Annotated in this window: 12 protein-coding genes and 1 pseudogene; 10 read left to right on the top strand and 3 right to left on the bottom strand. The window is 74.0% G+C overall.

Going from position 1 to position 13629, the window contains the following annotated elements; genetic code table 11:
• Positions 1 to 7: 7 nt before the first annotated feature.
• On the bottom strand, positions 8 to 664 hold the full coding sequence (locus FHX40_RS20465; protein ID WP_142261119.1) for a sigma-70 family RNA polymerase sigma factor: 657 nt from the start codon (positions 662 to 664) through the stop codon (positions 8 to 10).
• A gap of 257 nt (positions 665 to 921) precedes the next feature.
• Between FHX40_RS20465 and FHX40_RS20460 the strand changes: the two genes are divergently transcribed.
• The gene (locus FHX40_RS20460) at positions 922 to 2520 is read left to right on the top strand and encodes a putative quinol monooxygenase (protein WP_142261118.1); all 1599 of its coding nucleotides are present in this window, start codon (positions 922 to 924) and stop codon (positions 2518 to 2520) included.
• 45 nt (positions 2521 to 2565) lie between these two features.
• Here the strand turns inward: FHX40_RS20460 and FHX40_RS20455 are convergent, their stop codons facing one another.
• A complete protein-coding gene (locus FHX40_RS20455; protein ID WP_142261117.1) occupies positions 2566 to 2814 on the bottom strand; it encodes a glutaredoxin family protein in 249 nt (82 codons plus the stop codon).
• Between the two features lie 262 nt (positions 2815 to 3076).
• Here FHX40_RS20455 and FHX40_RS20450 point away from each other — a divergent pair.
• From FHX40_RS20450 to hemL, 7 genes and pseudogenes are all read left to right on the top strand, one after another.
• Positions 3077 to 3742, top strand: a pseudogene (locus FHX40_RS20450) (redox-sensing transcriptional repressor Rex); the annotation flags it as partial.
• A gap of 497 nt (positions 3743 to 4239) precedes the next feature.
• The gene (locus tag FHX40_RS20445) at positions 4240 to 5610 is read left to right on the top strand and encodes a glutamyl-tRNA reductase (protein ID WP_142261116.1); all 1371 of its coding nucleotides are present in this window, start codon (positions 4240 to 4242) and stop codon (positions 5608 to 5610) included.
• Positions 5611 to 5857: 247 nt separating this feature from the next.
• Complete coding sequence (gene hemC / locus FHX40_RS20440; RefSeq protein ID WP_142261115.1) at positions 5858 to 6781, top strand: hydroxymethylbilane synthase; 924 nt, start codon at positions 5858 to 5860, stop codon at positions 6779 to 6781.
• A gap of 14 nt (positions 6782 to 6795) precedes the next feature.
• The gene (locus FHX40_RS20435; protein ID WP_142261114.1) at positions 6796 to 8346 is read left to right on the top strand and encodes a bifunctional uroporphyrinogen-III C-methyltransferase/uroporphyrinogen-III synthase; all 1551 of its coding nucleotides are present in this window, start codon (positions 6796 to 6798) and stop codon (positions 8344 to 8346) included.
• Between the two features lie 72 nt (positions 8347 to 8418).
• Complete coding sequence (gene hemB, locus FHX40_RS20430) at positions 8419 to 9441, top strand: porphobilinogen synthase (protein ID WP_142261113.1); 1023 nt, start codon at positions 8419 to 8421, stop codon at positions 9439 to 9441.
• 50 nt (positions 9442 to 9491) lie between these two features.
• Positions 9492 to 10136: a bifunctional DNA primase/polymerase gene (locus FHX40_RS20425; RefSeq protein ID WP_142261112.1), complete on the top strand. Its 645-nt coding sequence runs from the start codon at positions 9492 to 9494 to the stop codon at positions 10134 to 10136.
• A gap of 73 nt (positions 10137 to 10209) precedes the next feature.
• Positions 10210 to 11511: a glutamate-1-semialdehyde 2,1-aminomutase gene (gene hemL, locus FHX40_RS20420; protein ID WP_142261923.1), complete on the top strand. Its 1302-nt coding sequence runs from the start codon at positions 10210 to 10212 to the stop codon at positions 11509 to 11511.
• 119 nt (positions 11512 to 11630) lie between these two features.
• Here hemL and FHX40_RS20415 read toward each other — a convergent pair whose 3' ends face one another.
• Positions 11631 to 11834 (bottom strand): hypothetical protein, encoded by a 204-nt coding sequence (locus tag FHX40_RS20415; RefSeq protein WP_142261111.1) that lies wholly within the window; start codon positions 11832 to 11834, stop codon positions 11631 to 11633.
• A 72-nt stretch (positions 11835 to 11906) separates the two neighbouring features.
• On the opposite strand from FHX40_RS20415, the gene FHX40_RS20410 reads away from it, so the two are divergent.
• Entirely contained in the window at positions 11907 to 12875 is a 969-nt protein-coding gene (locus FHX40_RS20410; protein ID WP_142261110.1) for a LysR family transcriptional regulator, read from the top strand.
• Positions 12876 to 12949: 74 nt separating this feature from the next.
• The gene (locus tag FHX40_RS20405; RefSeq protein ID WP_142261109.1) at positions 12950 to 13591 is read left to right on the top strand and encodes a histidine phosphatase family protein; all 642 of its coding nucleotides are present in this window, start codon (positions 12950 to 12952) and stop codon (positions 13589 to 13591) included.
• Positions 13592 to 13629: the final 38 nt, after the last annotated feature.

The following is a 13629-nucleotide window of genomic DNA, read 5'->3' as shown; positions in this document are numbered from 1 at the left end:
CGCGGATTCACGGCCGCAGGTCCGTGGCGAGCGCCCGGCCGAGGGCGCGGATCGCGCGGAACTGCAGCGCCTTGATCGCCCCGCTGTTCTTCCCCATGATGAGCGCGGTCTCGGCGAGGCTCATGCCGTGCAGGAACCGCAGCACGATGCACTCCTGCTGCTCGGGGCCGAGCTCCCGGACGGCGCGCAGCACCCGCTCGTTGATCATGTTGCGGACCACGGCGTTCTCGGGGATGTGCGGGCCGTCGAGCGGGGTGTCGAGCACCTCGGCGGTGGACACCTCCAGCCGGTGACGGCCGGATTTGAAGTGGTCGGCCACGAGGTTGCGGGCGATCGTGACGAGCCAGGCGCCGAAGTCACGGCCCTGCCAGGTGAAGTCGCCGATACCGCGGAGTGCGCGTAAGAACGTTTCACTGGTGAGGTCTTCGGCGAGCGCGTGTGAACCGACCCGGAAGTAGATGTAGCGATACACCAGGTCGAGGTATCGGTCATAGAGCGTGCCGAAGGCCTCCGCGTCGCCCATCTTCGCGCGCAGGACGAGTATGCGAAGTCTGCTGATCTCGGGTGTGGCGTGTTCGCGTACGGCCTTGTCGCCGTCGCGGATGGGTTTGGCCACTCCGTCCACGGGAGGTGCCAACCCGGCGAACGGCCATGTGTTCGACATCCGGTATCCCGGGGGGAAGGGGAAACGGCGTGGGCTTACTCTAAGAATCTTCGCGAAATAACACAATCCAAGTTGGTGGTTGCCTACCCTTTTCGTATCTCTTATCCGGTGGAACCGTGTTCGGTTCCGGCCCGTGCGGCGGGCGCGCGGACCGGACGGGGGCGGCGGGACGGGGCCCGGCCGGTGCCGCCCTGGACGTTAGAGTCTCGGGACCGGCTACCGGTTCGACGGCAGGCTCCGGCAGCATTGGTCACACCATGGAAGTACTCGTCGCTGTCACCGCGTTCGCGGGCGCCCTGCTCGCGGTCATCACGATCGTCGTCCTCGTCGGCCGCATCCGGGACGACCGCCAGGGCTGGCCCATCGCATGGGCGGTGGCGACGGCGGCGCTGGGCGTCTCGCTCGGCGCGATCGCCACGGGGCACGTGGTCGGGTTCGGCGAGGTGACCTTCCGGATCTACCAGCTGGCGGGCGCGGCGCTCGCCCCGTTCTGGCTCGCCATCGGGGTGATCCAGCTGCTCGCGCTCAAGACGCCCACCCGGTTCCTCGCCTGGCTGTTCGGCACCGCGTTCACGATCGTCGTGACGGTGATCCTCATCGCCGACCCGATCACCGGCTTCGACAGGTTCGGCAAGCGGCTGCCCGTCGGCGAGGACCACTGGGACGTCATCCCCACGTACCTGATCATGGGGACGCACGGCCTCGTCCTGCTCGTCCTGCTGATCGCGCTGATCGTCTCGCTGCTGCGCTGGCGCAAGGGCGACGACCTCGACGCCGACAACATGCACGCGCTGGTGGTGCTCGTGCCCGCGGGCATCGGCGTGGAGGCGTCGATGCGGTTCGCGGTGCCCGGCATCGCCGCCGCCCTCGTGTTCACCGCGGCGGTCGGGGGGATCTGGTACGTCATGGCCCGGCCGCTCGCGCCGTACGAGGACGAGGAGGAGGACGAGGTCGACGGAGAGGAGTGGGCGGTGGAGTCCGACCCGCGGCGCGGACGACAGGACGAGCACGTGCGGGCGGCGTTCGAACACGGCGGCCCCGGGCCGCGGGCGCCCGAGCCCGGCGGGCCGCACGGTCCGCGAGGGCCGCAGGGACCGCAGGGGCCGCGCGGGCCGCAGCCGCCCGGACGGCCGGTCGCGGGCCCGGGGGTTCCGCCGGGCCGTCCGCCCGGTGCGGGACCGGCCCCCGCGCCCGCCGGAGCCTTCGGCGGTCCCGGCGCGCCGCCGCGCCGCTCGGGCCTCGGCGACCTGGTCGCGGAGTACCGGGCGGGGGAGTCCGGTGAGGTCGACTACGCCGCCCGCATGGCCGCGGGGCCGTTCTCCGGCCCCTCCACCGGCGGGGTGATGCCGCCGGTCGGGCCCAACGGCGCCCGCCACGCCGCGCCGCAGGGCCCGCGGCACGGCGGCGGCCCGGCGCCCGACGACATGCCGGCGACCGGCGCGCTGTTCACCCCGGCCGACCTGAAGGCGCGGGAGGCCGCGGCCGATCTCGCCGCCCAGCAGACGCCCCCCGACGGCGGGCTCGCCCCCGGCATCTACGGCCTGCTCACCGTGTTCACGCTGGTGGACGGCGCGGGCGAGGCGTTCGACCGGCTCGCCGCCGAGACCGTCGAGGCGGTCAAGCGCAACGAGCCGGACACGCTGGTCTTCGCCTGCCACTCGGTGAAGTCCGCCCCGCTGCAGCGCATCGTGTACGAGCTGTACCGGGACGAGCACGCCTACCTGGAGCACCAGCGGCAGCCGCACATGGAGCGGTTCGCCAGCGAGCGGGTCAACCACGTGCTCGCGGCCAACGTCATCGAGCTCAACGTGAACAGCGCCAAGGTGGTCCCGCTGCCCACCGCGTTCCGCATCTGAGCCCTGCTCGCATCCGCCTGGCCGGCGGTCCAGGGGACGGCGGGCTCAGCGGGCGAGCGCCGCGCGCAGCCGCGCCTCGTCCACCCGCCAGTAGTCGTGCTGCACGCCGTCGATCAGGGTGACCGGGATCAGCTCCCAGTACTTGGCGTAGGCCTCCTCGTCGGCGGTGATGTCGCGCTCCTCCCAGGTCACGCCGAGCTCGCCCGCCACCCGCGCGATGACCTCGCGGGCCTCGTCGCACAGGTGGCATCCGGGCTTGCCGTACAGGGTGATGTGGTGATCGCTAGGAGCCATACCGCAAGCGTACGGCGGGGCCGCCGGGGTGGGCGCACCGGCCGGGCGGCCGTGAGGCGGGGCCGGGCGCGGGACCGGCACCCCCGGCTGGGACCCTGGAATACAGACACCCGCGTGGACGGTGAGGACCGGCGCAGTCACTTTGTGCGTCCCTTCACAAAGGGACTAACCTGGATGTCTGCGCCTTCACCTCGACAACCGTCGCATCCGCGAGTGCGGCCGGACGGCGCACCGGCCGCCCGTCCCCCAGGAGCTCCGGCACGTGACACGCCGAACCCCGCAACCTCGCGATCGGGGCATCCCCGATGCGACCGTGGCCCGGCTGCCGCTGTACCTGCGCGCCCTCAACGGCCTCGCGGAGCGGGGCACGGCGACGGTCAGCTCGGAGGATCTCGCGGTGGCCGCCGGGGTCAACTCCGCGAAACTCCGCAAGGACCTGTCCCACCTGGGCTCGTACGGCACCCGTGGCGTCGGCTACGACGTGCAGTACCTGATCTACCAGATCTCCCGGGAGCTGGGCCTGACCCAGGACTGGGCGATCGCGATCGTGGGTGTCGGTAACCTCGGCCGGGCGCTGGCGAACTACGGAGGCTTCGTCTCCCGCGGCTTCCGGGTGGCCGCCCTGGTCGACGCCGACCCCGCGGTGGTGGGGGAACGCATCGCCGGCCTCGTCGTCGAGCACATCGACGACCTGGAGAACGTGATCAAGCGGCGCGGCGTGTCGATCGTGGTCATCGCCACACCCGCCCAGGCCGCCCAGGAGGTGGCCGACCGGGTGATCGACGCGGGCGTCACCAGCATCCTCAACTTCGCCCCCGTGGTGCTCTCGGTGCCCGAGGGCGTGGAGGTCCGCAAGGTCGACCTCGCGATCGAGCTGCAGATCCTCGCCTTCCACGAGCAGCGCAAGGCGGAACGCGCCGAGGCCGGGGCCACCGCGCCGCGCGGCGTGGCCGCCGAGGTCACCCCGCCGGGCGAGGCGGTCGCCCGGGCCGCGCAGGGCGAGGCGGCGATCAACGCCGCCGCGCCGTACGGTGAGGTGGGTGGCACCGGTCCGGACGGCGACGCCGGAGCGGGCGCGCTGACCGTGGCCCCGCCGGGCAGGAACGACGTGAACGGGCGGGGCGCCGGACGGCGGGCCGCGGGCCGGGCACGGACGAGCGGCCCCGCGAACGGGCCCGGAAACGGACCCGCCAGGGGACGGAACGGCGGACGCGGCGGGGGGACGGCCACGACGTGAGCGGACATGGCGGTTATCGGGGGACGGACGACGTGAGCGGGCGACGCGGGACCGTCCGCGACCGCCGTGGCGGCATCGCGCCGGCAGGGCGGCACACGGTCGTGATGGAGGCGAAACCCTGTGCGTGAGTGGAGTGGACGGATCGGCGAGCAGGACCGCGGGCACGCGGCCGTGGTGAAGGAGGAACCGTGAGCGTGCTCGTGGTGGGGCTGAGTCATCGCACCGCCCCGGTGGCGCTGCTGGAGAAGGTGGCGGTCAGCGGTGACGCGCTGACCAAGCTCCTGCACGACGTGCAGCAGGACGAGCACGTCGCCGAGACGATGGTGATCTCCACCTGCAACCGGGTGGAGGTGTACACCGCGGTGGAGCGGTTCCACGCCGCGGTGAACGCGGTGACCCGGCTGCTCAGCGCCCACTCGGGGGTGGCGGAGGAGGCGCTCACCCCGCACCTGTACGTGCACTACGAGGACCGGGCCGTGCAGCACCTGTTCCGGGTCGCCTGCGGCCTCGACTCGATGGTGGTGGGCGAGGCGCAGATCCTCGGCCAGGTCCGCCAGGCCCTCAAGCTCGGCCAGCAGGAGGGCACGGTCGGCACCACGCTCAACGAGCTCACCCAGTACGCCCTGCGCGTCGGCAAGCGCGCGCACACCGAGACCGGCATCGACCGGGCCGGGGCCTCGCTCATCGGGGTCGGCGTCGAGCTCGCCGAGACCGTGCTCGGCGGCCCGATCGCGGGCAGCCGGGCCCTGGTGATCGGCGCGGGCTCGATGAGCGCGCTCACCGCGGCGACGCTGGTGCGCGCCGGGGTGACCGACATCGTCGTCGCCAACCGCACCTTCGACCGCGGCCTGCAGCTCGCCCAGTCGGTGGGCGGCCGGGCGGTGGAGTTCGGCCACGTCGCCCGCGAGCTCGCCGGGGCCGACATCGTGGTCTCGTGCACCGGCGCGGGCCGTCTCGTGATCACCGCCGACATGGTCGCCGCGGCGATGCGCGGCCGCGAGGCCGACCGGCCGCTGTTCCTGCTCGACCTCGCGCTGCCGCACGACATCGACCCCGCGGTACGGCTGGTGCCCGGCGTGACCCTCGTCGACCTGGAGTCGATGCAGGAGTCCGGCGTCGGGTCGGCGACCCGGGACGGCGGGCGGCGGGCCGCGATCGAGGCGGCCGAGCGCATCGTCGACGAGGAGGTCGCCGCCTACCTCGAGGCCAAGCGGGCCGCGCGGGTCACCCCCACCGTGGTCGCGCTGCGCAGCAAGGCGGCCGGGGTGGTCGAGGCCGAGCTGGGCCGGCTCGCGGCCCGGGTGCCCGAGATGGACCGGCGCATGCGCGACGAGGTCGCCCAGACGGTGCGCCGCGTCGTCGACAAGCTGCTGCACGAGCCCACCGTGCGGGTGAAGCGCCTCGCCGCGGCGCCGGGCGGCGACCACTACGCCCAGGCGCTGCGCGAACTGTTCGACCTCGATCCGATGACGCCGGAGGCGGTGTCGCGGGCCGACGGGCCCGAGCGCGGGATGCCGGGCGGTCGCGCGGCGGGCGGGCAGGTCACGGATCTGGAGTAGGCTTGTTGTTCTCTCAACGACATCGACCCGAGGACGCCGGCCCGCGCGGGCCGGCCCTCGCGTCGCGCCGCCGGCCGACCGCCCCGCCCGTCCCCCGCGGACCGCGGGCGATGCCGGGCATCGCGGTCCCCGCGCGTGACGGCGCGGCCCCCACCGCCTCGCGCCCCCGTCGCCGGGGCGTGCGGTGGCCCACCGGGTCGGTCCGCCCGCGTCCGGACGCACCGGGCGGGACACGCGAGGAGATGCGATGAAGGCCTTGAGGCTGGGCACGCGCAAGAGCGAGCTCGCCACCACCCAGTCCCGGCAGGTCGCCGACCGCCTCACCAGGATCACCGGCCGCCCGGTCGAGCTGGTCGGGGTCACCACCTTCGGCGACGTCACCCGGGCCCACCTCACCCAGCTCGGCGGCACCGGGGTGTTCGTCAGCGCGCTGCGCGAGAGGCTCATCGCGGGCGAGATCGACATCGCGGTGCACTCGCTGAAGGACCTGCCGACCGCGCCGGACCCCCGCGTGGTGATCGCGGCCGTGCCGCCCCGCGAGGACCCGCGCGACGCGCTGGTGTGCCGGGTGAAGCTCGCCGACCTGCCCGCCGGCGCGAAGATCGGCACCGGCTCGCCGCGCCGGGTCGCGCAGCTGCGGGCGCTGCGGCCGGACCTGGAGTACGTCCCCATCCGCGGCAACCTCGACACCCGGATCGGCAAGGTCGCCGCGGGCGAGCTCGACGCGGTCGTGCTCGCCGCCGCCGGGCTCAACCGGGTCGGCCGGAGCCACGAGATCGGGCAGCTCTTCGAGCTCGACGAGGTGCTGCCCGCGCCGGGCCAGGGCGCGCTCGCGGTCGAGTGCGCGGCAGGCCGTACCGATCTGATCGAGCTGCTCGCGGTCCTCGACGACCCGGCGACCCGGGCCGAGGTCACGGCCGAGCGGGCCGTGCTCGCCGCGCTGGAGGCCGGATGCGCCGCTCCGGTGGGCGCATTCGCGGTGATCGACAGGGAACAAAACAGGGAAAAACCTCTTAATCTGACCGCCGCCGTGGTCGCGATCGACGGCACGCGGTCGGTGCGCAAGTCCACCGCCGGACCCGCCACGAGCCCCATGGAGCTCGGCCGTGACCTCGCGGCCGCCATGATCGCGGACGGTGCCGGCACGTTGATGGGGGAGCGGATCCATTGAGCTCCGGATGTCAGATGGTCGCGTTCGTGGGCACGGGGCCGGGTGACCCGAACCTGCTCACCCTGCGTGGTGCCGACCTGCTCGCCAAGGCCGACCTGGTCGTGCTCGACCGGGCCGCACACGAGGGCTTCCTGCGCCACTGCCGGGCCGGCGTGGAGGTCGCCGACCTCGCCGAGGGCCACGAGGCGGCGGTCGCCCGCATGGTCGAGGCCGGGAAGGCGGGCCGCAACGTGGTCCGGCTCTGCCCCGGCGACCCGCTGTTCTTCGCCGACGTCACCGCCGAGATCGCGGCCTGCGCCGAGGCGGAGGTCGAGTTCGAGATCGTGCCGGGCGTGCCGGCCGCGACCGGCGTCCCGGCGTACGCGGGCATCCCGACGGCCACGACCGGGACCGCGGAGTTCCGCGTCGTCGACGCCTCCCGGGTCGGGGACTGGTCGGCGCACGCGAACTGCGCCGGGCCGCTGGTGATCCACGCCCCGGTGGAGGAGGCGGTGGCGATCGCCAAGGCGCTGGTGGCCGCGGGCCGGGCCGACACCACCCCGATCGCGGTGACCGTGAACGGCACCACGACCGAGCAGCGCACCGTCGTCGCCACGCTCGCCGGGCTCGCCCGCGAGCTCAAGCACGCCGCCCTCGAGGGACCGGCCGTGCTCATCGTGGGCGACCACGTGCCCGCGCGCGAGCGCATGTCCTGGTTCGAGACCAAGCCGCTGTTCGGCTGGCGGGTGCTCGTGCCGCGCACCAAGGAGCAGGCCAAGGGGCTCACCGAGCAGCTCCGCTCGTACGGCGCGGTCCCGGTCGAGGTGCCCACGATCTCGGTGGAGCCGCCGCGCACCCCGCAGCAGATGGACCGGGCGATCAAGGGCCTGATCAACGGCCGGTACGAGTGGGTGGCGTTCACCTCGGTGAACGCGGTCCGCGCGATCCGGGAGAAGTTCGAGGAGTACGGCCTCGACGCCCGCTCGTTCGCCGGGCTCAAGGTCGCCGCGGTGGGCGAGACCACCGCCCGCGCGCTCGCCGAGTTCGGGGTGCGGGCCGACCTGGTGCCGAGCGGTGAGCAGTCGGCCGAGGGACTGCTCGCCGAGTGGCCGCCGTACGACCCGATGCTCGACCCGATCAACCGGGTGCTGCTGCCGCGCGCCGACATCGCCACCGAGACGCTCGTCGCCGGGCTCACCGAGATGGGCTGGGAGTGCGACGACGTCACCGCCTACCGCACGGTGCGCGCGGCGCCCCCGCCCGCGCCGATCCGCGAGGCGATCAAGGGCGGCGGGTTCGACGCGGTGCTGTTCACCTCCAGCTCCACGGTGCGCAACCTCGTCGGCATCGCCGGCAAGCCGCACAACGTGACGGTGATCGCGGTGATCGGCCCGCAGACCGCGAAGACCGCCGAGGAGTTCGGGCTCCGGGTCGACGTGATGGCCGACAAGCCGTCCGCGTACGCGCTCGCCGCCGCGCTCGCCGAGTACGGCGCAAAGCGGCGGCAGGCCGCGCTCGCCGCCGGGGAGACGCCGCGCAAGCCGTCCCAGATGCGGCGGGGCGCCCGGCGCCGCGTCGTCAAGTGACGGCGTCCCGGCACGGCCGTGCCGTACCGAGGGCCGTACCGAAGAGTGCGAACCAGTCGCGAGAGGTGTGACATGGCAGTGAGTGCCGAGTTTCCCGCGCGCGAGGCGCCGGGCGGGGCGTTCCCCGCGGTACGGCCGCGCCGGCTGCGCCGCGGCGCCGCGATGCGCCGCCTGATGGCCGGGACCCGGCTGCACCCGGCCCAGCTCATCCTGCCGATGTTCGTCAAGGAGGGCATCACCGAGCCGCAGCCGGTCGCCTCCATGCCGGGCGTGGTCCAGCACACCCGCGACTCGCTGCGCAAGGCCGCGGCCGAGGCGGCCGAGGCGGGCGTGGGCGGCGTCATCCTGTTCGGCGTCCCGGCGGTCAAGGACGCCCGCGGCTCGGCCGCCGACGACCCGCAGGGGATCGTGCAGCTCGCCGTCGCCGACCTCGCCGCCGAGGTCGGGGACGCGCTCGTCGTGATGACCGACCTGTGCCTCGACGAGTACACCGACCACGGCCACTGCGGGTTGCTCACCGCGGACGGCGAGGTGGACAACGACGCCACGCTGGAGCGCTACGCGTCGATCGCGGTGGCGCAGGCGGCCGCGGGTTCCCAGGTGATCGCGCCGAGCGGGATGATGGACGGCCAGGTCGCGGCGATCCGGTCCGCGCTCGACGCGAACGGCTTCCCGCACGTCCCGATCCTCGCCTACTCGGCCAAGTACGCCTCGGCGTTCTACGGCCCGTTCCGGGACGCCGCCGAGTGCGCCCCGCAATTCGGTGACCGCAGCGCCTACCAGCAGGACCCGGCCGGGCCGATCGGGGAGGCGCTGCGCGAGGTACGGCTCGACCTCGCCGAGGGGGCCGACGCGGTGATGGTGAAGCCCGCGCTCGCCTACCTCGACGTGCTGCGCCAGGTGCGCGATGCGGTCGACGTGCCGGTCGCGGCGTACCAGGTGAGCGGCGAGTACGCGATGATCGAGGCGGCCGCCCGGAACGGCTGGCTCGACCGGGAACGCGTGATCATGGAGTCGCTCGTCGCGATCCGCCGGGCGGGCGCGGACCTGATCCTGACCTACTGGGCCACCGAGATTGCGCGGGTCCTATCCTGAATCTCATCCGCCGGGCGCGAGGGCCGGCGGAGAGTCGGGGAGGAGCGTGAATGGTGGGGGTTCCGCTGACTCGTCGTTCCAAACGACGCAGGCATGGGTCGGCGGAGATCATCCGCGCGGTTCTCGAGTACGCCGAGCTGGGGTGGGCCTGCGTGCCGGGGGCGCACCCGCTGGACAAGGGCGGCCGGGCCTGCTCCTGTGACCGGCTGGGCTGTCCCGATCCCGGCGGCCATCCGCTGTCGCCGGGCTGGGCCATCCAGGCCACGACCGATCCGGAGCTGCTGCGGCGGTGGTGGGAACGGGACCCCGAGGCGAACGTGATCCTGCCGACGGGCCGGGTGTTCGACGTGTTCGACGTGCCCCGGGCCGCCGGCCTGCGGGCGCTTTCCGGGATGGAGGCCGCCGGCCTCCAGATCGGCCCGGTCGCCGAGAGGGGCGACCGGGTCCTTTTTTTCGTCGCGACCCGGGGCGCGCCCGAGGACGAGGACGAGTGGTGGTCCTGCCAGCTCGACTGCTATCCGGAGACGATCGACGACAAGCCGGGGCTGCGCTGGCACTGCCGCGACAGCTACGTGCTCGCCCCGCCGTCCGCGCTCCGCGACGGCGGCACCGTGACCTGGCTGCGCCCGCCGGCCGGCGCGGCGCTGCCCGACCCGCTGCGCGTGCTCGACCACCTCGCGGACTACCTGGAGTAGCCGGAGCGGGGGCGGGGCCGCGGGCGGCCCGCCGTACCCTGGTGCGGTGAGCGAGCGAAGCGGAGGGCGCCCGATGGGCGACGAGAGGTCGAAGGAGCTGTTCGAGCGCGCCCGGGCGGTCGTGCCCGGCGGAGTGAACTCGCCGGTCCGCGCGTTCGGCGCGGTGGGCGGCACGCCCCGGTTCATGGTGTCCGGCGCGGGGCCGTACGTGTTCGACGCCGACGGCAACCGGTACGTCGACCTGGTCTGCTCGTGGGGGCCGATGATCCTCGGCCACGCCCACCCCGAGGTCGTCGCGGCGCTCACCGAGGCGGCCGCGCAGGGCACCTCGTTCGGCACCGCCACCCCGCGCGAGGTGGAGCTCGCCGAGGAGATCGTCAACCGGGTCGCCCCGGTGGAGAAGGTGCGGCTGGTCAACTCCGGCACCGAGGCGACGATGTCCGCGGTACGGCTGGCGCGCGGGTTCACCGGCCGGTCGAAGGTGGTGAAGTTCGCGGGGTGCTACCACGGCCACGTCGACGCGCTGCTGGCCTCGGCCGGCTCCGGCGTGGTCACCTTCGGGCTGCCGGACACCCCCGGGGTGACCGGGGCGTCGGCGGCCGACACGATCGTGCTGCCGTACAACTCGGTGGAGGCGGTGGAGGCGGCGTTCGCCGAGGTGGGCGACGAGATCGCCTGCGTGATCACCGAGGCGTGCCCGGCGAACATGGGCGTGGTGCCGCCGCGGCCGGGCTTCAACCGGCGGCTGCGCGAGCTGTGCACGCAACACGGCGCGCTGCTCATCATCGACGAGGTGCTCACCGGCTTCCGGGTCACCCGGTCGGGCTGGTACGGCGTCGACCCGGTGGACGCGGACCTGATGACGTTCGGCAAGGTGATGGGCGGCGGGCTGCCCGCCGCGGCGTTCGGCGGCCGGGCCGAGGTGATGGCCCACCTCGCGCCGGAGGGGCCGGTGTACCAGGCGGGCACGCTGTCCGGCAACCCGCTCGCCTGCGCCGCCGGGCTCGCCACGCTGCGCGCCTGTGACGACGCCGCCTACGCGCGGGTGAACGCCGCCGCGGCCGCGATCGGCGACGCGGCGACCGAGGCGCTCGCCGCCGCGGGCGTGCCGCACCGGCTGCAGCGGGCCGGCAACCTGTTCTCGATCTTCTTCATCGACGAGGAGGTCACGGACTTCGCCACCGCCCGGCGGCAGGACACCGCCGCGTTCACCGCGTTCTTCCACGCCATGCTCGACCAGGGCGTGTACCTGCCGCCCTCGGCGTACGAGGCCTGGTTCGTGTCGGCGGCGCACGACGACGCGGCGATCTCCCAGGTCGTCGAGGCGCTGCCCGCCGCCGCGAAGGCGGCCGCCGCGGCCGCGACCGGGCGCTAGCCCGCCGGTCGCGTTCCGGCTACGTCCCGTTGACACGGCGCGGCCCGGGGTCGTCCGGCCCCGGGCCGTTTCGCGTCTCGGGACGGCCGGCCGCGACGGGCGGCCCGGCCGCGGCCCGGTCAGCGGCGGGCGCGCGGCGGGCCGGTGCGGCGAGGGCCGCGCGCTGGGCCGGAGTGGCCGCGCTCGTCGGCCTCCTCCTCGCGGCGGCGACGGCGGTACGCGGCGCGGCTGTTACGGGCCTCGGCGGCGAGGGCCGCGAGATAGGAGGGGCGGGGACGGTCATTGACACGGCTCTTCTTGAAGAGATGGTGAATGATCGGCATGCCTCAATCATCCATCGCTAAACAGTGAAGCACAATCGAGACTTCCTTGGCTGTATGGTTTAGAGTTGCTACATGTTGGACTTGAACCGGCTCAAGGCGCTGCACGCCGTCGCCGTCCACGGATCCGTCGTCGCCGCCGCCGAGGCGCTCATGGTCACCCCCTCGGCGATCTCCCAGCAGCTCGCCAAGCTGGAACGGGAGACCGGGGCGCCGCTGCTCGAGCGCAACGGGCGCGGGGTACGGCTCACCGACGCCGCCTGCGTGCTCGCCGAGCACGCCGGGCGCATCCTCGCGCTCGTGGAGCAGGCGGAGGCCGACTTCGAGGCGATGCGCGGCGCGGTGGTGGGCAGGCTCTCCATCGCCGCGTTCCCCACGGCGGCCCGGGGGATCATGCCGAGGGCGCTCTCCCTGCTCAAGGCCGAGCACCCCAACCTCGACCTGGTGCTCTACGAGCGCGACCCGGACCGGCAGATCCGCGAGGTGTCCCGGGGCGAGCTCGACCTCGTCGTGGCGCAGGACTGGACGAACCAGCCGCTCGCCATCCCCGAGGGGCTCTCCCGCGCGCCGATCCTCGAGGACATCGCCGACGTCGCGCTGCCCGCCACCCACCCGTTCGCCGGCCGCCGCGAGGTGCACCTCCACGAGCTGTGCGGGGACAAGTGGATCAGCACCGAGCCCGGGCAGATCTGCTACGACTGGCTGGTGTTCACGCTGCGCTCGGCCGAGCTCGAGCCGGAGTTCAGCTGCTTCGCCAACGAGTACGACACCCAGCTCGCCCTCGTCGCGGCCGGGCACGGCTGCGCGATCGTGCCGCGGCTCGGCCGGGTCTGGGTGCCGGAGGGCGTGCGCATGGTGCCGCTGCTGCCCCGCCCGGTCCGCCGCGTGTTCGCGCTGTGGCGCAGCGACGCGGCGCGCCGGCCCGCGATCCGCGCGGCGGTCGCCGCGATCCGGGCCGCGGCCGAGGCCGTCGACGCCGTGCCGTACGACCTCGCCGCCGCGCCGGCCGGAGGCGCGGGGAGGCCGGCGGCGTCCGGCGGGTGAGCGTGGCGGGGCCGTTCCGCCCGCGCAGGTCGCCCACCGGCGGAAATGCGACCGGCGGGTAAGCTGAAGCCACCATGGCTGACACGACTGTCGTTCACCTGCTCCGGCACGGCGAGGTGCACAACCCCGACGGCATCCTCTACGGCCGCCTGCCCGGCTACCACCTGTCGAACACCGGGCGGCAGATGGCCGAGCTGGTGGCGAAGGCGCTCGCCGACCGGGACATCGTCCTGATCGCCAGCTCACCCCTGGAGCGCGCGCGGGAGACGGCGGCACCGCTCGCCGAGCGCCTCGGCCTCGAGGTCAAGATCGACGACCGGCTGATCGAGGCCGACAACGTGTTCCAGGGGCACCGGATCGGCGTCGGGCGCGGCGTGCTGCGCAGCCCGCGTCACTACCGCTACCTGTGGAACCCCTTTCGACCCTCGTGGGGCGAGCCGTACATCGACGTGGTGCGCCGCATGAAGACGGTGATCGACGAGTCGCGCGCGGCCGCCCGCGGGCACGAGGCGGTCCTCGTCTCGCACCAGCTCCCGATCTGGGTCATCCGCCTCGCCGCGGAGCGCCGTCGGCTGTGGCACGACCCGCGGCGCCGCCAGTGCGCGCTGGCGAGCCTCACCACCCTCACCTTCGAAGGCGACCGGCTGATCAGCATCGGCTACAGCGAGCCCGCGGGGGCGCTGCTGCGCGGGCCCGAACCGCCCTCCGGGGCCTGACCGCCATCGGGAAACCCCCGGTTCCGGAACCGCCGCCG

Source organism: Thermopolyspora flexuosa, assembly GCF_006716785.1.
Lineage (GTDB): Bacteria > Actinomycetota > Actinomycetes > Streptosporangiales > Streptosporangiaceae > Thermopolyspora > Thermopolyspora flexuosa.
The sequence above is the reverse complement of the archived record's forward strand: the minus strand, read 5'-3'. Positions and strand labels throughout refer to the sequence as shown.

Coding starts and splice junctions, on each gene's coding strand:
- FHX40_RS20465 (WP_142261119.1), bottom strand. CDS start 664: ATGTCGAACACATGGCCGTTCGCCGGGTTGGCACCTCCCGTGGACGGA.
- FHX40_RS20460 (WP_142261118.1), top strand. CDS start 922: ATGGAAGTACTCGTCGCTGTCACCGCGTTCGCGGGCGCCCTGCTCGCG.
- FHX40_RS20455 (WP_142261117.1), bottom strand. CDS start 2,814: ATGGCTCCTAGCGATCACCACATCACCCTGTACGGCAAGCCCGGATGC.
- hemC (WP_142261115.1), top strand. CDS start 5,858: ATGAAGGCCTTGAGGCTGGGCACGCGCAAGAGCGAGCTCGCCACCACC.
- FHX40_RS20435 (WP_142261114.1), top strand. CDS start 6,796: ATGGTCGCGTTCGTGGGCACGGGGCCGGGTGACCCGAACCTGCTCACC.
- hemB (WP_142261113.1), top strand. CDS start 8,419: ATGGCAGTGAGTGCCGAGTTTCCCGCGCGCGAGGCGCCGGGCGGGGCG.
- FHX40_RS20425 (WP_142261112.1), top strand. CDS start 9,492: ATGGTGGGGGTTCCGCTGACTCGTCGTTCCAAACGACGCAGGCATGGG.
- hemL (WP_142261923.1), top strand. CDS start 10,210: ATGGGCGACGAGAGGTCGAAGGAGCTGTTCGAGCGCGCCCGGGCGGTC.
- FHX40_RS20415 (WP_142261111.1), bottom strand. CDS start 11,834: ATGCCGATCATTCACCATCTCTTCAAGAAGAGCCGTGTCAATGACCGT.
- FHX40_RS20410 (WP_142261110.1), top strand. CDS start 11,907: ATGTTGGACTTGAACCGGCTCAAGGCGCTGCACGCCGTCGCCGTCCAC.
- FHX40_RS20405 (WP_142261109.1), top strand. CDS start 12,950: ATGGCTGACACGACTGTCGTTCACCTGCTCCGGCACGGCGAGGTGCAC.